The sequence below is a fragment of the Rhizobium sp. NLR16a genome (genome assembly GCF_017948245.1).
Taxonomy (GTDB): Bacteria; Pseudomonadota; Alphaproteobacteria; order Rhizobiales; family Rhizobiaceae; genus Rhizobium.
In genome coordinates, this window is record NZ_CP072867.1 from 92,460 (window position 1) to 109,704 (window position 17,245).

Consider the following 17,245-nt stretch of genomic DNA (forward strand, 5'->3'; position numbering starts at 1 on the left):
TTCAATCCCCTGACGCAGGGTTCTTGGAACCAGGCGCCTCAATTCGGGGCGTTCCCCCGGGAACGCCTACCATCGCCGCCCCAATAGAATATTACGATAACAGTTCCTTGAACATACCGTTTTTCTCGGAAAGTTCCGGATAGTTTCCGGCCTCCGCCAGCCCGCCGCGGTCGAAGAGCAGGATTCGGTCGAACATTTCGGCCATCCGCGCATTCGAAAGAACCCAGATGATCGCCGGGCGCTCACCTTCCTTATGCAGGTCTTCGATGATGTTGCGGGTGATCTGATCCTGAACGCGCTGATCGAGTGCCGACAACGGCCGATTGAAGACGAAATAATCCGAGCGCTTCAGAAGCGCGCGGGCCAGGTTCAGCTTCTGGCGCTGCACCATGGTCAACCGCTTGCCGCCGGAGCCGACGTCGAATTCGAGGCCGATCGACAGGACATCGTCATAAAGGTCGAGTGCGTCGAAGAGCTCGCCCATGATGGCGCGGATGCGGTCGGAGGCGTCGGCCTGCTGATAGGCGATGCGGCCGAAGAGCACATTGTCCATCAGGCTGGCCGACGGCGTGAAACGCTCGGCGTCGTAGCGCTCGATCAGCTCGGCGAGATCGGCCGGAATATGCGCGTGGAACTGCTTGCGGGCGCTGACGATCTTGTCCATCAGCTCGTTGGTCAAAAGGCCGAAGCGGTGGCGCGGCTCGATATAGGCGAAGCTCAGCCGGATGATGGCGGAGCGCTCCTCAGGCGTGGCGTCCTCGAAGCGGCGGCTTTGCAGCTTCTGCAGGAGCGCCTGATAGGTCGGAATGTCGTCCGCCGTCATGAAGGTCAGCTGCTGGAAGAAAGGATGATCCGGCGGCAGGTCGTGGAAGAGTTCGACGGCGTTTTCGGCAATCTCGAGGCCCATGGCGTAGAGATCGGTGCTGAGGCCCGTCTCGCGGAAGAGCTGCTGGAAATAGGGATGGGCGGCGAGCCGGCGGTTGGTCATCAACGGCCGCTTCATGGTGCCGAAGAGCAGGTTCTCACCGACCGTCGCCTGGGCGTTGTAGGCGTCGAAATCGAAAGGCACGACGATGCCGTCGAGACCTTCGTCGCGCAGCCGGTCGCGCAGCGACGCGCGCAGCGCCACGACATGGTCGCTGACCGCCACATGCACGTCGGTATTGACGTTCGAGCGCAGCGCCAGGTCGAGGATGTCCTGCGAGATCAGCACGGCGTCGAGCACCGGCCGGATCGCTTTGAGGAGATCATCCGGTCCATTGGCGCCGGCCGCCTGATAATCCACCCAATCGCTGTTGAGGTCGAGCGTCGGGTTGCCGGCCTTCACCGCCTCGATGGAATGCCATTTATACTCCTGCGCTTCTTTCTCGTCGTAGACGGCGTCGATCATCGGCGCGTGCTTGAGGCCGTAGAGCAGATTGCTGGCGAGCGTGCCATGGAAGAAGAAGGTGTCGGCCGAGGCATAGGAGATGCGGCGACCGGTGATCGATTCCGGCAGCTCGAGCAGGTCGCGTCCGTCGATGGTGATGCGGCCGGAGTCGGGCCAGACCATCCGGCCGAGCGCTTCGGCGAAGGCTTCGGCGCCACTGCCGTTCGGACCGACGATCGCAACCGTCTCGTTCGGCTTGATTTCGACCGAGACGTGGTCGACGAGGCGGGCGCCGCTGTCATCGGAGAGCGTCAGGTTGGTGACGACCAGCGCGCTGGTCAGTGCGCCCACGGGTGCGGTCGCCAATTCCTGGATGTGGCTCTCGATCAAGGGCTCGACGTTGAACTGCTCGTAGACCTGCTGGTATTTCACCTGCACGTCCTGACGCATCTGGTCCCAGTCGATCAGTTCCTTCAGCGGCCCGGGCAGATCCTTGTAGGCCGAGATGACTGCGACGAGCTGGCCGATGTCGAGCCGGCCCTGCAGCGCCAGATAACCGCCGATCGCGTAGAACAGGAAGGGCGTGACCTGGGCGAGGAAGTTGTTGATGAACTTCACCAGGAATTTCCACTGGTAAAGGTCGTAGCGGATCGAGAAGATGCGGCCAAGCCGCCAGGCGATGTCGGCGCGTTCGAGGTTGGACGTGTCGTTGCCGTGGATCGTGCCGATGCCGTCGACGATTTCGCCGACGCGGCCGGAAAGTTCGCGCGCCGTCAGCTGCCGCTGGCGGCCGAGATCCAGCAGGCGCTTGCGCATGCGGGGAATGACGACGGCCTGGACGCCGACGATGGCGGCGGCGATCATGCCGAGCCAGAAATTCTGCACGATGATGAAGGCGAGCGCGGTGATCGCCTGGCCGCCGAGCAGGGCGGGCGAGACGAAGGCGTCGCCGGTGAAACCGCCCATCGGCTCCACTTCGTCCTTGATCATGGTGGCGATCTCGGCCGATTTCACCCGCTTGAAATGAGCCGGCGGAAACCGCAGCACCCGGTCGATCAGTTCGAAGCGGATGCGGCGCAGCATGCGTTCGCCGAGCCGGCCCTTATAGGTGTTGATGTAGAACTTGAAGAGCCCGTTTAGCACCACCAGCGCCAGGAACACGAGGCTCAGGGCCATCAGCATCTGGAAGCGGTCGAGCTGCACGCCCTTGAAGAATTCGACATGGCCGATCAGCGGAATGTCATAGGCGATGTGCATGAAGGTCTGGGTTGCGCCGGGGCCTTCAAAGCCGTCGCCCTGGATCGGTCCGTTGACGATCTGCTTCGGCAGGTCGAAGGACAGGAAATAAGGGATCATCGAGGCCGCGACGACAGCCAGGATCCACAGCTGCTGCAGCCGCGTGTTCTTCCAGATATAGCGGGCGAGGCTCTTTTCCATTGGCTAACCGTCAGCGTGCTGGGAAATTTCGAAGGCGCGATCCTGGCGCGGGACGGGAGGAATTGTCGAGAACAGGACCATGCAGCCGGACCGCCGATATCGCAATGAAAACAAGGCGAAGGGACCGGCTGCAGAAAGGCCGATTCTCGCCGGAACTCTGCTTATATCACAGGATTTTTAAATTAGGCGAGCGATTCGGCAATCATCGAGCGAATGATGGCGGCCGTCTTCTCCGCCCCGTCGAGATCGAGCGAAACCGGCTCCTGCCGGGGCGCTGTCAGCGCCTTTTCGACAGCCTCTTTCACATGTGTGGAGGTCAGCCCCCGTTCCGGCAGGATGTCGGCAAGACCCAGCGCCTGCAGCCGTTCGGCGCGCACTGTCTGTTCGGTCTCGCCGCCGGCGACGAAGGGGATGAGGATCGGCCGGCACTCGGTGCGCAAGAGGTCGCCGACCGTGTTGTAGCCGGCCTGCGAGATCGATACCCTGGCGCCGCGCAAGAGCGAGGGAAAATCCTTGCGAAAGCGAACCAGAGTCACATTCGGGGCTGCGTCCCGCGACAGTCTGGCGAAATCGGCCTCCGGCAGGTTGGGACCTGAGATCAGCAGCCAGCGAAGATCGCCCGGCAGCAGCGCCGCCGCCTCCTTCGCCGCGCCGATCAGCTCGGCGCCGACCGCGCCGCCGCCGGCCGATGCGATAATGTCGAAGGTTTCCGTCGGTTCGGGCGCCGGCGGCGGCGTAACGAGGCCGGTATAACGCAGCCTGTCGGCGATTTCTGGCGTCAGCGGGAAAGTATCTTCGAGCCTGACGAAGCCGGGATCGCCATGGACGAGCACAGCGTCGAAGTGATGGTTGACCAGGGCGGCGGTCTCCGCGTCGCGGCCGGCCTTGCGGTTTTCCTGCAGGATGTCGCGCACCGAGCTTAGGAGTTTCGGCCGCGGTTCGGTCTTCTCGATCGCAGCGAGCAAGGGCAGGAGTTCGAAGCGCATCTGCCGCCGGCCGAAGGGGAAGGCCTCGATGATGACGACATCGGGCCTTGTGGCATGGAAGGCATCGAGCAGCAATTGCCGGCGGGCGGCCAGGAATTCTTCGCCGGCCGGCTGGCCATCGGCATCGGCGAGGCCGGAGAAACCGGCATTGCTGGCGACGACCGACGGCAGGGCAACGGTCTTCACACCCTCGCCGGGAAAGCCCGGTACCGGCAGGCCGCCGGTGACGACGGTGACGTCGAAACCGTCCCTGACCAGCGCATTGGCGATGCGGCTGGCGCGGGCGATGTGGCCGATGCCGAGCAGATGCTGGACATAGAAGAAGATACGCGGTGCCGTCATGACGCCTTCTGCCATTCGGCCTCGAACAGGCCGGCGAGCTGTCTGATGCTGGAGTGATAGTCGAAGTCCTCGCGCACCCGCCTTTCGGCGGCGTCGCCGAGGCGCTGGCGCAGCGCCGGATCGCGGATCGCCACCTCCAGCGCCCGGGCAAGCAGCGCCGGATCCTCCGGCGGCACGACGAGGCCGTTCTCGCCATCCGTCAGCAGTTCCGGCACGCCGGATACTGTCGTGGAGACGCAGACGAGACGCTGGCTCGCGGCCTCGACCAACACGTTCGGCAGGCCGTCGCGGTCGCCGTTGGCGGCGATGCGGCAGGCGAGCGCAAAGACGTCGGCGCGGCGGTAGTGGTCGAGCACGTCTTCCTGCGCCATGGCGCCCTTCCAGATGATGCGGCCGGAGAGGCCGAGCTCGGCGGCGAGCGCCTTCAGCCTGGCAAGCTCGTCACCGCCGCCGATATGCTCCATGCGCCAATGGAGGTCCGCCGGCAGCAGCGCCAGCGCCCGAAGCAAGACGTCGTAGCCCTTCTTCTCGACGGCGCGGCCGACGCTGAGGATGAAGGCCGGATCAGCCGGGTTGTTGCCGGTCCTCTGCGAATGCGCGCCGGAAAAATGGCCGAAGCGGGCGAGATCGAGGCCGTGATAGCTCAAATGTACCGCCTCCTTGCGCGATGTCAGCACGCGCATGTGTTCGTAGCCAGACCGAGTGCAGGTGACGGTCCAGCGGGCGCGCTTCAGCTTCTCCTTCAGTTCCCAGTCGGGCGAGGTCCATATGTCCTTGGCATGGGCCGAACAGGTCCAGGGCGTGCCCGTCAGGATGCTGGTATATTCCGTCACCGAGGCCGGCGTATGGATGAAATGAGCATGCAGCCACTCGCCTCCATCAGGCCATTCGCGCGCCAGCACCAGCGCCTGGCCGAGACGGCGGAAGCGGTTGCGGGAGAGGTCGCGCTTGAGGTCGGCGAAGAAGCGTTTGATCAGCGCCTTGAAGCCGGTTTTACCGAAGCCGGCGACGAGGCCTTTCAGCACGCGAATCGGTTCCTCGTGCAGATATTCCGGCAGATAGACGACACTCGCCTTGATCTCGTCATGCACCGGATGGCGCTTCTTGTCGGTCGGTCGGCGCATGGAAATCAGCGTCAGGTCGAAGCCGGCCCTTTCGAGGCCGAGCAATTCCTGGGCGATGAAGGTTTCCGAAAGGCGGGGATAGCCTTTCAGCACGACGAGTATCTTGCGGCGTGGCGGCAAGGCTGTGCCCTATTCTGCGCCGACAACGGCTAGGTGGGTGGCCCGGCCGTCGAGCCATCGGCCGACGGTCTGCGAGATATGGTCCAGCCCTTCGAGATGCATATTGCTGCCGCTTTTCGACGGCGGCAGGCGAGAGGGCAAGCGCTTCAGCGCCGCGGCCATGATGGCGGGATCAACCGATTGCTCCGGCAGCAGCATCTCGACGAGGCCGAGTTCGCTGGCCCGCTTCGCGCGCAGCAGCTGCTCCTCGCGCGGCTTGACGCGGGGCACGATGAGGGCCGGCTTATCGAAGGAGAGGATCTCGCAATAGGTGTTATATCCGCCCATGGCGACGACGCCGGTGGCGCCGGCGATCAGCTCTTCCATGTGATTGTCGAATTCGATCACCTCGATATAGGGAATGGCTTCGCCCTTCTGCACCAGCTTGGCGCGCTCGGCGGCCGGCATATAGGGCCCGAGCACGACCAGCGCCTTCTGCGTCAGCGTCGGATCGGCCTCATAGGCGTTCATGACGTCATGGACGAGATCGGAGCCGTCGCCGCCGCCGCCTGTGGTGACGAGCAGATAATTGTCCTTGCGGGCGTTGATCGAGCTCTTGCCTTTGGAGACGCTGCGCTGCAGGAAGCCGACAAAATCCATCTTCCGGCGCAGGCTGGCCGGCACGTCGAGACCAACAAGCGGATCGTAGAAATCCGGGGGGCCGTAGACCCAGACGCTGTCGTAATATTGGTCGATCTTCTGCATGACGCTGTTCTTCTTCCACTCGGCCTCGAGCAGATGCGGCGCGTCCATGATCTCCCGCAGCCCTAGCACCAGCACGGTGCCACGGGCCTTGAGATAAGCGAGCGTATCCTCGACCTCGCCCTTCAATCCCATCGGCTCCTTGTCGACGATGAAAATGTCGGGCTGGAAGGTCTCGGCCGTGTGGCGGATGCTCGATTCGCGCATCTTCAGCGTTTCGTGCAGATCGATGTGACTGGCAAGCGACGTATATTCGCCGTTGCGCAGCTTGATCACGCTCGGGATCTTCACGAAGTCGACGCGGGCGCGGTAATCGAAGGCGCCGGCGATCGTCGCCCCTGAAATGATCAGGATGTTGAGGCCGCGATAGTCTTCGACCAGCGCATGGGCGATGGCGCGACAGCGCCTGAGATGGCCGAGGCCGAACGTGTCGTGGCTGTACATGAGGATGCGAGCATCTTCGAGACGTCTGGCCATGGGTGTTCCCTCCGGGGTGAACATCATAGTTAGCACCCCCACCATCCGGAGGCCAAGAGGCGGGCGCGATGCCGGACGGCGCCGCCGAGCTTGCCGCTATTTGTAGGGATCTGCCGCATCGCGCAAGCCGTCTCCCAGAAAGTTGAACGCCAAAATGACAAGAACAACAGGAATGATCGGAAAGAGCAGCCAAGGATAGAAGGCGATGACGCTGACGCTTTTTGCCTCGGTCAGCAGAATGCCCCAGCTGGTGATCGGGGGTCGAAGGCCGAGGCCGAGGAAGGAGAGCGCGGTCTCGCCGAGGATCATGCCGGGGATCGAAATCGTCGCCGAAGCGATGAGATGCGACATGAAGCCCGGCACCAGATGGCGGCCAATGATGCGCGGCGTGCTGGCCCCCATCAGCTGCGCGGCCTGGACGTAATCCTCCTCGCGCAATGCCAGGAGCTTGGAGCGCACGGCCCGCGCCAGCCCGGTCCAGTCGATGATTCCGAGGATAACGGTGATGCCGAAATATATGACGATCGGGCTCCAGGTCACCGGCATGATGGCGGCGAGCGCCATCCACAGCGGCAGGCTTGGCAGCGATTGCAGCACCTCGATCAGGCGCTGGACGATGAGGTCGAAGACGCCGCCCCAGTATCCGGCAAGGCCGCCGATGACGATGCCGAGCACGAAGCTGATCGAAATGCCGATCAGGCCGATCGTCAGCGATATACGCGCGCCGTAGAGGATGCGCGACAGCACGTCGCGGCCGAGCCGGTCGGTGCCGAGCAGGAACATCTGGCCACCGATCGCCGGGCAGATGAGATGGTAGTTCGAGGCGACGAGACCCCAGAATCTATAGGAATCGCCGCGGCAGAAGAAGCGGATCGGCTGCACGTCGTTCGGCCTGTCGGTATAGACGCGGTGCAGCGTGTCGAGATCGAGCGTCATGCTGCGGCCGTAGACGAAGGGACCGACGAACTCGCCCTTGTCGAAGAAATGGACGCGCTGAGGTGGTGCATGGATGAAGTCGACGTTGCGCGTGTGCAGGCCGTAAGGCGCCAGGAACTCGACGATAAGGATCATCAGGTAGACGGCGGCGAGAAAGATGCCGGAGATCAAAGCGAGCCTGTGCTGCTTGAACTTCCACCACATCAGTTGCTTCTGCGAGGCGAGATGGATGCGCGATTGCGCCGCCGTCATGCTCTCGGTCGCATGCGGATCGAAGGGAGCGGTGGAGACGTAGTGCGGCAGCGGCGCGCCGGGTGCGGGAAGGGGCGACATTATTTGGTGCTCCTGCCTTGCAGACGGATGCGGGGATCGAGGAAACCGAGGGCGATATCGGAGATCAGCACGCCGATGACGTTGAGGAAGGCGAGGAACATCAGGAAGGAGCCGGCGAGATACATGTCCTGGCTCTGCAGCGCCTTGATCAGCATCGGCCCGGTCGTCTCCAGCGACAGCACGATGGCGACGATCTCGGCGCCCGAGATGATCGACGGCAGGATCGAGCCGATATCGGCGATGAAGAAATTGAGCGCCATGCGCAGCGGATATTTGACCAGCGCCCGCATCGGATGCAGGCCCTTGGCGCGGGCCGTCGTCACATATTGCTTCTGCATCTCGTCGAGAAGATTGGCGCGCAGCCGCCGGATCATGCCGGCCGTGCCGGCCGTGCCAACGATGATGACGGGGATCCAGAGATGGGCGAGGATCGACTTCGCCTTTTCCCAGCTCATCGGTGCGTTGAGATATTGCTGGTCCATCAGATGGCCGATCGACAGCCCGAACCAGACATTGGCGAAATACATCAGGATCAGCGCCAGCATGAAGTTCGGAATGGCGATGCCGAGCAGGCCGAGAAAGGTCAGCCCGTAATCGCCCCAGCTATACTGATGCGTCGCCGAATAGATGCCGATCGGAAAGGCGATCAGCCAGGTGAGCAGGATCGTCGTGAAGGAGACGAGGATCGTCAGCCACAACCGTTCGCCGACCACGTCCGAGACCGGCAGCTGGTATTCGAAGGAATAGCCGAAATCGCCGTGCAGCATGCCGCCGACCCAGTAGAAATAGCGCACGATCTCCGGCTTGTCGAAGCCGTATTGCTGGCGCATCTCCTCGATTTCCTGGAGGTTGGCGGCCTCGCCGGAGGCGCGCAGCTCGGCGATCTGGCTCTCGAAGAAGTCGCCGGGCGGCAGCTCGATGATGGTGAAAACAAGCGCCGAAATGACGAAGAGCGTCGGCACCATGGCGGCGATGCGCCAGAGAATGTATCTGAGCACGCCTCAGGCCTCCTTGTACCAGAAAACATCCGGCATGTAGACGCCGAGATAGGAGGTGGGATCGAAGCCGTAGAGCGCTTTCTCCGGCAGGTTCTGCAGCTTGGCGGCGCGCAGGATCGGCTGCAGCGTGCTGTTGATGAGGCCGATTGAGAAGACCTGCTGCGTATAGAGCGACAGCATTCTGTGCCAGATCGCCTGGCGCTCCTCGAATTTTGCCGTCGAGCCCCATTGGCCGAGCAGGTCCACCAGCTCTGCCGCCTCCGGCAGGTCGGGAGCGACACCTTCCTGGCCGGCGGAGAGATAATGCATGCCCCAGAGCGGCCATTGCAGCTGATCATCGAGCGTCGGCGCAAGACCGGACGGCGACATGTCGGCCGTCGGCACGCCATTGTCGAGGCCGTACCAGATCGACATCATGATCGTGCCGCTCATGGCGCGGTTGCGGAAGACGTCCCGCTGCGAGGTGCGGGTATAAAGCGCAAGGCCGATATCGGCCCAGTGATCGTGCACCAGTTCCAGCACGTCGGTGTCGAGATTGCTTTCGCCGGCGGTCTCGACGGTGATCTCGGCGCGTCGCCCGTCCGGCAGCAGCCGGATGCCGTCGTCGCCGCGGCGGGTCAGGCCGAGCTCGTCGAGCAGGCGGTTGGCCTCGTCGGGATCGAACTTGACGAAGGCGTCGGCATATTCCTGCTTGAAGAGCGGACTGTCGGGCAGCACGGTATCGGCGCTCGGCGTGCCCAATCCATAGAAGGCGACCATATTGATCTCGTGCCGGTTGATCGCCAGCGACAGCGCCCGGCGCAGGCGCACGTCGCGGAAAAGGCCGCGCCACACCTCGTCGGCGCAGTTGAGATTCGGCAAGAGCGTGATGCGCGAGCCGCGCGCGACCTTCCAGAGATTGACCTTCACCGGAAAGCGCTTCTCCGCCTCCTTCAGGAAGGTGTAGTCGTTGAAGTCGATGCCGGTTGCCTGCAGGTCGGCCTCGCCCGCGCCGGCCTTGGCGGCGATGATCGACGAGGAAGAGACGTTGAGGATAAAACGATCGAGATAGGGAAGCTGCCTGCCGTTTTCGTCGACGCGATGGAAGAACGGGTTGCGCTCGAAGACGAACTGCTCGGCCGGCAGCGCCGTCGTGTTGCGCCAGGGATCGAGCGTCGGCAGGTTGGGATTTTCCGGACGATAGGAGCGCGCCATCTTGATGTGCAGGTCCTGCCATTTCTTGACGCGGAAGGTCTGCATCATCTGTTCCATCTTCGCCTGGTCCGGCTGGAACTTCTTGTGGAACTGCTTCAGGTAATGCGCCGGCCCGAAGATGACGAGCGGCTGCGGGCCGGCCAAGCTCGGCAGGAACATCGGGTTGGGTTTATCCCAAGTATAGCGAACGGTCAGCGGATCGAGCATCTCGAAGCGCGGCAGGCTGCCGTGTGGGCGAAGCTCGAGTGCGCCGCCGCCCGGCGTCAGCTTGTCATTGAGGATGACGTCTTCCCACCAGTAGCGGAAATCATCGGCGGTGAACGGCGCCCCGTCCGACCATTTATGGCCCTCGCGCAGCGTGAAGGTGAAGACCGTGTCTTCCTCGGAACGGAAATCGGCCAGAATGTCGGGCCGGAACTGCAGGTGCTTGTCGTAGCCGATCAGGCGGGCATAGCCGTAGATCGTCATGAAGCGGATATCGCGCTGGCTGCCGATGATGGTGCGCACCGTGCCGCCATAGGCGCCGGGTTCGAGCCCCATCTCCTTCAAGTTGACGATGCGCGGGCGGGCGGGAATGCGTTCGGCCATACCAGGCAGGCTGCCTGATGCCAGCCGCTCCTTCAGGAATTCCGGCTCGCCGACCTGTTCGGCCCGCAGCACCGCCGGCGCGATCGCAGCACCGACGAGGCCGCCGAGAAAGGTGCGACGCGTCACCATCAGCGCAACTCCCGGATATCAGCGCCCTTGCGGGCGCGCACCAGATGGCCGTCGCCGAGATCGGCATAGGCAAGCTCGGAGGCGTCGTCATGCTCGGCGGTGAAGGTCTTGCCCCAGTTCTGCTTGTCGGCGGCGCCGTTTTCCCGAAGCGCCTTGAAATCGAGCGGCCGGTCGAGATCGGGGAAGGGGACGGCGGCGAGCAGTGATTTCGTATAGGGGTGCACCGGATCGCGCAGAATGATCTCGCGCGGAGCGATCTCGACGATGCGGCCCTTGCACATGACAGCGATACGGTCGGCCATGTAATCGACGACGGCGAGATTGTGCGAGATGAAGAGATAGGTCAGGCCCAGCTCCTTCTGCAGATCCTTCAAGAGGTTGAGGATCTGCGCCTGCACCGAGACGTCGAGGGCCGACACCGGCTCGTCGAGGATGACGAGCTTCGGCCCGAGCGCCAGGGCGCGGGCAATGCCGATGCGCTGGCGCTGGCCGCCGGAGAAGCTGTGCGGGTAACGGCTGAGGTAACGCTTGTCGAGGCCGATCGCGCCCATCAGTCCCTCGACCTTGCGCTTGCGCTCGGCGCTGTCGCCGCGGTCGTGGATCTCGAGCGGCTCGCTCAGGATGTTGCGCACCGTCATGCGCGGCGAGAGCGAGGAGACCGGGTCCTGGAACACCATTTGGATCTTGGTGCGCAGCTCCTGCAGCTCGGCGCCCTTGACGGCCAGCACGTCGATGACCTCTTTGCCGTCGTTGAACACCACCGAGCCGCCATCAGGGGTGACGGCGCGCATGAGGATCTTGCTGAGTGTCGTCTTGCCGCAGCCGGATTCGCCCACCAGGCCGAGACATTCGCCGCGGCGGATGTCGAAGCTGACGTCGTCGACCGCATGCACGACGGCGGCTTCGTGCTTGCCGAACAGGCTGCGCCTGCGCGTCCTGTAGGTCTTCGACAGATTGGCGACGGAAAGCAGCGTGCCCGGCGTTTCAGCCTGCAGCGGCTTCTTCTTGCCGACCAGCGTCTCGAGATTGACCGGCACGTCGCGCAGCGCCTTCAGCCGTTCGCCGGGTTTCATGTCGAAATGCGGAACGGCCGCCATCAGCGCCTTGAGATAGGGATGCTGCGGATTGCGGAAGATCGCCTCGACCGGTCCCGCTTCCATGATCTCGCCGTGATAGATGACGACCACCTCGTCGGCCATGTTGGCGACGATGCCGAGATCGTGGGTGATCAGCAGCATCGCCATGCCGAGCTTGGCCTGCAGGTCGCGCAGCAGTTCGAGGATCTGCGCCTGGATCGTCACGTCGAGCGCCGTCGTCGGCTCGTCGGCGATCAGGAGAGCCGGCTTGCAGATCAGCGCCATGGCGATCATCGCGCGCTGGCGCATGCCGCCCGACAGTTCGAATGGATACATGTCGTAGGTGCGGTGCGGATTGGAGAAGCCGACGAGGCCGAGCATTTCCTCGGTCCTTTGGCGTGCTTCCTGCTTGTCGACGTCGGTATGGATCAACAGCACTTCGCTGATCTGGTTGCCGACGGTATGCAGCGGCGACAGCGAGGTCATCGGCTCCTGGAAAATCGTCGCCATGCGCTTGCCGCGCAGATCACGCATCTCTTCACTGTCGCGCGGCAGCGACAGGATATCGGTCGTGCTGCCGTCGAGCGGATCGGTGAAGAGGATACTGCCTGACGCATTGGCCGGGTTGGGCAGGATGCCCATCACCGACTGGCTGATCACCGATTTACCGGAACCGGACTCACCGACGAGGGCGGTAACCTTACCCGGAAGAATGCGGAGATTGGCTTCCTTTACGACACGCAGGCGGTCGCCGAAAACGGAGAAGGAGACGTCGAGATTCTCGATACGCAACAGATCGGCAGCGGACGCCATACCAATGAAATTCCCCAGTCTTCTATGTTCCCGTTAAGGCAACACTATCGTACCGCAAACGGGGTGTCTAGCTGATGACAAGCAAGGGGAAATTGCCGCGGTTCACCATCTCTGTAACGCGCAGTTCTGGCGGCCGCAACCTGGCGTTTTACTGAATGAACTTCTCCATGCTTGTGCGCTTGACCTGTTTCTTGGCGTCGCGGTGCAGGAGAATGACCTGTTCGGCTTCGGAAAGTCCGTTCTGCACGGCTTCGCGGAAATGTTCGTCGACATGGATATCCGGGGCCGGGGCGCGTGGCTGCAGTACCGTCACCTTCTGGCGGATGCCGCGCAGCTTCTCCTCGCCGAGGGTTGTCCATTCGCCGCCGCAATAACCGGCGAAGGCCTGGCTGGCGACGACCTCCCGGCCGTATTTTTTGGTCAGGATCTGCAAACGCTGCACCTCGTTGACCGCCGATCCGAAGGCGGAGAAGGTCAGCCGGTCCTTGAGGCCGACATTGCCGAACATGACGTTGCCGACATGCATGCCGATGCCGTAGCCGATCCTGGATAGACCCTTCTCCTCGCGCTCCCGATTGAGCTCGGCCACCCGCGCCTGCGCCTGGTGGACGGCCGAAAGTGCTGCCTCGCAGGCGATTTTCGATGGGTCCTTGTGACGCCCGCAGGGATAGACGGCGAGAAAGCCGTCGCCGAGGAAGCTCAGAATCTCGCCGCCATTGCGGTTGAAGGGAGCGGCGATCGCGTCGAAGAACTGGTTCAGCGTATCGATATAGGCCTGGCGGCCTTCCTTTTCGGCATACATGGTGGATTCGCGCATGTCGCCCATGACCAGCGCCGCCCGGATCGTTTCGCCGTCGCCGCGGCGAATCTGGCCATTCAGCACCCGTTTGCCGGCGTCGCCGCCGAGATAGGTGGTCAGCATGTTGTTGGCGAGCTTGCCGAGCACCGCCATCTTGGCGGCCACCGCCAGATGGTTCTGCATCCGGAGCAGCGCGTCGATCATGTCGTCGGTAAAACCGTTATGATGGTCAGTCGACCAGGAGCCCATCATGCCCTGCACCGAATCGTCGCCGAAGGGCTGCACGAAGGCGAGGTAATCGGTCATCCTGTCCTTGCGCAGATCCTCGAAGATCGGGAATTCGGCCGGGCCTTCCTGCATCAACCGCCGCCGAATATGCTGCAGGTTGTTGTCGAGCAGGTAATAATAGGGGCTCTGCAGGAAGCGGTCCGGCTTCTGCCCGGCCGGCATGCGGAGGCCCTCGATAGTGACGCCGCTGGCCCGCCGCCAGGTGAAGCTCAAGGCATCGTAGAGCGGATGCAGCATCGAAAAGGTCAGGTGCACGCGGGCGATCGGAAGGCCGGCGGAAGCAAGTCTTTCGCAGAAGCCGCGCACGATGTTTTCGAGGTCGTCACCTGCCAGCGAGGAATGTGTCAGCCATTCGGCGACCCGGTCCAACAGGATGGAGGACACGCTGGATTCGATCGTGCTCATTCTCGGTATGATCCTCATAAGGCACGCCATCCCCAAGAGCCAAAAGTCCCCCGGCCGACGCATTTTCATGCGCAGGTCACAAGGAAATCAGGATGTACGAGCGGTAATATTTGTCAACGATCTGCCGAAAGCCCGGCAGCAGCGCCCTCAGTTCCCCGGAACGCGGATCGGAGGGGAAGTCCTTTCTCGATGGTTCAATATCAAACTCACATAGGGGTGCTGCAGATGCGAAACAATGGGACCCGGATTCTTTTGTGCGCTCAGGTTGCGGCAAAGGCCGCCGCCGGGGCATTTCGGCCACACCCCGGAGAGGTGGTGCTCTGGGATATCGGCGAGACCAGCCCTCGTGCGCTCTGAGGGCACGGCGTAAACAGGGGTGGCACCGTGGCGAGAAGAAGCTCCGGGTTTAATTCCCCGCCATGATGCATTAGATCAGCTTTCTAAATTCCCATTCGAAAGATCCCGCCTTGGCCACCTCCACCTTCGACACGCTCCTGCAGAAGATCGAAAGCCGCGCGGCGCGTGCCGGCATTATCGGGCTCGGTTATGTCGGCCTGCCGCTGGCGATCGCCGTCGCGCACAGCGGTTTTGCGGTCACCGGCTTCGACATCGATCCCTCAAAGATGGTGGCGCTCGATGCCCGCCGCTCCTATATCGACGCCGTCAGCAACGAGGCGCTTGCCGCCGAGATCGATGCGAACCGATTCCAGGCGACGACGGATTTCGCCGGCCTTGGTGAATGTGATGTCATCATCATCTGCGTGCCGACGCCGCTCACCAAGCATCGCGACCCCGATCTTTCCTTCGTCGAGGCGACCTCGCGCTCGATCGCTGAGCATTTGCGCCCCGGCCAGCTCGTCGCGCTGGAATCCACCACCTATCCCGGCACGACCGACGATATCGTCAAGGTCATCCTCGAAGGCACCGGCTTGAAGTCCGGCGCGGATTTCTTCGTCGGCTTCTCGCCGGAGCGCGAGGACCCCGGCAACCAGCATTACCACACCGCGACTATCCCGAAGGTTGTCGCCGGCGACGGGCCGGAGGCGCTGGCTCTGATGAAGGCCTTCTATGGCGCGGCGGTGTCGACCGTCGTTCCGGTTTCCTCGAATGCGACGGCCGAGGCCGTCAAGCTCACCGAAAACATCTTCCGTTCGGTCAACATCGCCCTAGTCAACGAGCTGAAGACGGTCTATGCGGCGATGGGCATCGACGTCTGGGAAGTGATCGACGCGGCCAAGACCAAGCCGTTCGGCTACATGCCCTTCTATCCTGGCCCCGGCCTCGGCGGCCATTGCATCCCGATCGATCCCTTCTACCTCACCTGGAAATCGCGTGAATATGAGCTTCCGACCCGATTCATCGAGCTTGCCGGCGAGATCAATTCGGCGATGCCGCGCTATGTCGTCGGCAAACTGGCCGAAGCGCTCGACATCCGCGCCGGCAAGGCGCTGAGCCGCAGCCGCGTGCTGGTGCTGGGGCTCGCCTACAAGAAGAACGTCGCCGATATAAGAGAGAGCCCGTCGCTGCGGCTGATCGAGATCATCGAGGAGCGCGGCGGCAGCGCCGATTACCACGATCCCTTCGTCGCCGAGATCCCGCCGACGCGCGAACATCAAGCGCTGAAGGGGCGCCAATCGGTGGCACTGACGGCGCAGGCCGTTGCCGGCTATGATGTCGTGCTGGTCGCGACCGATCATGACGGGGTGGATTATGCGGCGCTCGCCGAAAGTGCGGCGTTGATCATCGACACGCGCAACGTCTTCGACCGGCTCGGCCTTTCCGCCGATCACGTCGTCAAGGCGTAACGGAAACGGCCGAAAGCGACTTGCCGGTCATCCGGCTGGCGGCCACCGCATAACCGCCGGCGGCGCCATCGATGAAATGCATGTGGTCGCGCGAGATCGGCGTCGGCACAAAGCAGGTCATCAGCGCCGAGGACTGGCGATGCAGGCCGTAGCGGGCGATGCCTCTCGCCCGCGCGTCTTCCAGCAGCGTCTCGATCCGTTTCAAGCGCGCGGCGTCGACATCGACTGTCATCTTCAGCCCGTCGTCGAACTTGCGGAAATCGGAATTGCCGGCGACGTCGCCCTTGTAGCGGCGGGCATCGAAGCGGCCGAGCGGAATGCCGAGTTTGTAGCAGAGAACGGTGATCGCGAGCTGCAGGAAGATGATCAGCTTCTGCCGCAGACGTTTGCCGGCCGGCGCGGTGGCCTTGGCCTCGCGATTGATACCTTTCAGCGAGAAGGCGAATTTCGGGCCGTCGGCCGGCACCGGATGGCTGCCGCGGCTCTGCTCGGCGGTGATGGCGACGATGCCGTTGACGAGATCGCGGAACTCTTCGCCCGGCCGGCCTTCGCCGGGCACGGCGATGATCGAGACGATCTCGCCATTCTCGGCCTCGATCGGGCTCCATCGGCAGGAAAGGCCGGTGAGATCCGGCCGCGTTCCGGGGGCGGCGCGGCCGACGCCGTAGTGGCCAAGCTTCATCTGTCGTTCCGCCCAGCTCGTGCCGCCGCCCCAGAACATTGCGTAAGTGACATGCGGGCTTGCGGAATAGCGGGCGACACGGACGTCGAGGCCCTCTGCGCGGGTATCGGCGACCGGTACGATGGCGATGCGCAACATCAGGCCGAGATCCTCCTCGACCCAGACCTGCACGGCGGCCAGCGCATCCCGCGCCGCCTTCTCCAGCGAACCCGGAAGCGCAATCAGGGCGCCGTCACCACCGAAGACGAAGGGATAGTCGCCCTTGCCGACCGCATTCAGCACCGCCGAAATGACGCTGGCGCCGGCCATGTTGACGTCCTTGTAGCGGCCGCCGGCGATCGCCTGCGTCGAACCGACGATATCGGCAAGCGCCAGCACCCATCCCTCCGGCAGCGGCCGGTAATTGCCGGCATCGGTCACGCCCTCGAAGGCGCTGAAGCGCGGCACGTTCGCAAAGAATTCTTCGTCATTCACGATTGTCATGGCATCGACCTTAGCACAGACCCATATCGCTGCTGCAACGCCAATTCCCATTTACGGCAATCGACTTGGCAAGGTTTCATGTGTTAGCACGCGCTCACGATTTTCATCACGGATACGGAT

11 protein-coding genes are annotated in these 17,245 nt (G+C 63.1%); 1 reads left to right on the forward strand and 10 read right to left on the reverse strand.

All coding sequences use genetic code 11. The annotated features are described in order from the left end of the window. Nucleotides 1-91 precede the first annotated feature (91 nt). The 9 genes from J7U39_RS22700 to J7U39_RS22740 all read right to left on the reverse strand — a co-directional run bounded on the left by J7U39_RS22700 (nucleotide 92) and on the right by J7U39_RS22740 (nucleotide 14,155). Entirely contained in the window at nucleotides 92-2,806 is a 2,715-nt protein-coding gene (locus tag J7U39_RS22700) for an ABC transporter ATP-binding protein (protein WP_210632499.1), read from the reverse strand. A gap of 182 nt (nucleotides 2,807-2,988) precedes the next feature. After that, nucleotides 2,989-4,134 (reverse strand): glycosyltransferase, encoded by a 1,146-nt coding sequence (locus J7U39_RS22705; RefSeq protein WP_210632500.1) that lies wholly within the window; start codon nucleotides 4,132-4,134, stop codon nucleotides 2,989-2,991. Then, a complete protein-coding gene (locus J7U39_RS22710) occupies nucleotides 4,131-5,378 on the reverse strand; it encodes a glycosyltransferase (RefSeq protein ID WP_210632501.1) in 1,248 nt (415 codons plus the stop codon). The genes J7U39_RS22705 and J7U39_RS22710 overlap by 4 nt, the downstream gene beginning before the upstream one ends. A gap of 9 nt (nucleotides 5,379-5,387) precedes the next feature. Continuing rightward, complete coding sequence (locus J7U39_RS22715; protein ID WP_210632502.1) at nucleotides 5,388-6,596, reverse strand: glycosyltransferase family protein; 1,209 nt, start codon at nucleotides 6,594-6,596, stop codon at nucleotides 5,388-5,390. 96 nt (nucleotides 6,597-6,692) lie between these two features. Then, nucleotides 6,693-7,865: an ABC transporter permease gene (locus J7U39_RS22720; protein ID WP_210632503.1), complete on the reverse strand. Its 1,173-nt coding sequence runs from the start codon at nucleotides 7,863-7,865 to the stop codon at nucleotides 6,693-6,695. After that, nucleotides 7,865-8,863, reverse strand: coding sequence for an ABC transporter permease (locus tag J7U39_RS22725; protein WP_210632504.1), 999 nt, complete (start codon nucleotides 8,861-8,863; stop codon nucleotides 7,865-7,867). Before J7U39_RS22725 ends, J7U39_RS22720 begins: the two co-directional genes overlap by 1 nt. Before the next feature lie 3 nt (nucleotides 8,864-8,866). Further along, complete coding sequence (locus tag J7U39_RS22730) at nucleotides 8,867-10,774, reverse strand: ABC transporter substrate-binding protein (protein WP_210632505.1); 1,908 nt, start codon at nucleotides 10,772-10,774, stop codon at nucleotides 8,867-8,869. Then, complete coding sequence (locus J7U39_RS22735) at nucleotides 10,774-12,663, reverse strand: ABC transporter ATP-binding protein (protein WP_210632506.1); 1,890 nt, start codon at nucleotides 12,661-12,663, stop codon at nucleotides 10,774-10,776. The genes J7U39_RS22730 and J7U39_RS22735 overlap by 1 nt, the downstream gene beginning before the upstream one ends. A 148-nt stretch (nucleotides 12,664-12,811) precedes the next feature. Continuing rightward, nucleotides 12,812-14,155: an adenylate/guanylate cyclase domain-containing protein gene (locus tag J7U39_RS22740; RefSeq protein WP_210632507.1), complete on the reverse strand. Its 1,344-nt coding sequence runs from the start codon at nucleotides 14,153-14,155 to the stop codon at nucleotides 12,812-12,814. Between the two features lie 467 nt (nucleotides 14,156-14,622). Here J7U39_RS22740 and J7U39_RS22745 point away from each other — a divergent pair, with 467 nt between their 5' ends. Next, nucleotides 14,623-15,960, forward strand: a complete 1,338-nt coding sequence (locus J7U39_RS22745; RefSeq protein ID WP_210632508.1) for a nucleotide sugar dehydrogenase — start codon at nucleotides 14,623-14,625, stop codon at nucleotides 15,958-15,960. On the opposite strand, the gene J7U39_RS22750 is transcribed toward J7U39_RS22745, so the two are convergent. Next, on the reverse strand, nucleotides 15,950-17,125 hold the full coding sequence (locus J7U39_RS22750) for a DUF3095 domain-containing protein (protein ID WP_247241785.1): 1,176 nt from the start codon (nucleotides 17,123-17,125) through the stop codon (nucleotides 15,950-15,952). The genes J7U39_RS22745 and J7U39_RS22750 overlap by 11 nt on opposite strands. Between the last annotated feature and the right edge of the window lie 120 nt (nucleotides 17,126-17,245).

Bases quoted from the DNA above. Each gene is read 5' to 3' on its own strand.
- J7U39_RS22730 (WP_210632505.1), bottom strand. From the start codon at position 10,774: ATGGTGACGCGTCGCACCTTTCTCGGCGGCCTCGTCGGTGCTGCGATC.
- J7U39_RS22735 (WP_210632506.1), bottom strand. From the start codon at position 12,663: ATGGCGTCCGCTGCCGATCTGTTGCGTATCGAGAATCTCGACGTCTCC.
- J7U39_RS22750 (WP_247241785.1), bottom strand. From the start codon at position 17,125: ATGACAATCGTGAATGACGAAGAATTCTTTGCGAACGTGCCGCGCTTC.
- J7U39_RS22715 (WP_210632502.1), bottom strand. From the start codon at position 6,596: ATGGCCAGACGTCTCGAAGATGCTCGCATCCTCATGTACAGCCACGAC.
- J7U39_RS22720 (WP_210632503.1), bottom strand. From the start codon at position 7,865: ATGTCGCCCCTTCCCGCACCCGGCGCGCCGCTGCCGCACTACGTCTCC.
- J7U39_RS22700 (WP_210632499.1), bottom strand. From the start codon at position 2,806: ATGGAAAAGAGCCTCGCCCGCTATATCTGGAAGAACACGCGGCTGCAG.
- J7U39_RS22740 (WP_210632507.1), bottom strand. From the start codon at position 14,155: ATGAGCACGATCGAATCCAGCGTGTCCTCCATCCTGTTGGACCGGGTC.
- J7U39_RS22705 (WP_210632500.1), bottom strand. From the start codon at position 4,134: ATGACGGCACCGCGTATCTTCTTCTATGTCCAGCATCTGCTCGGCATC.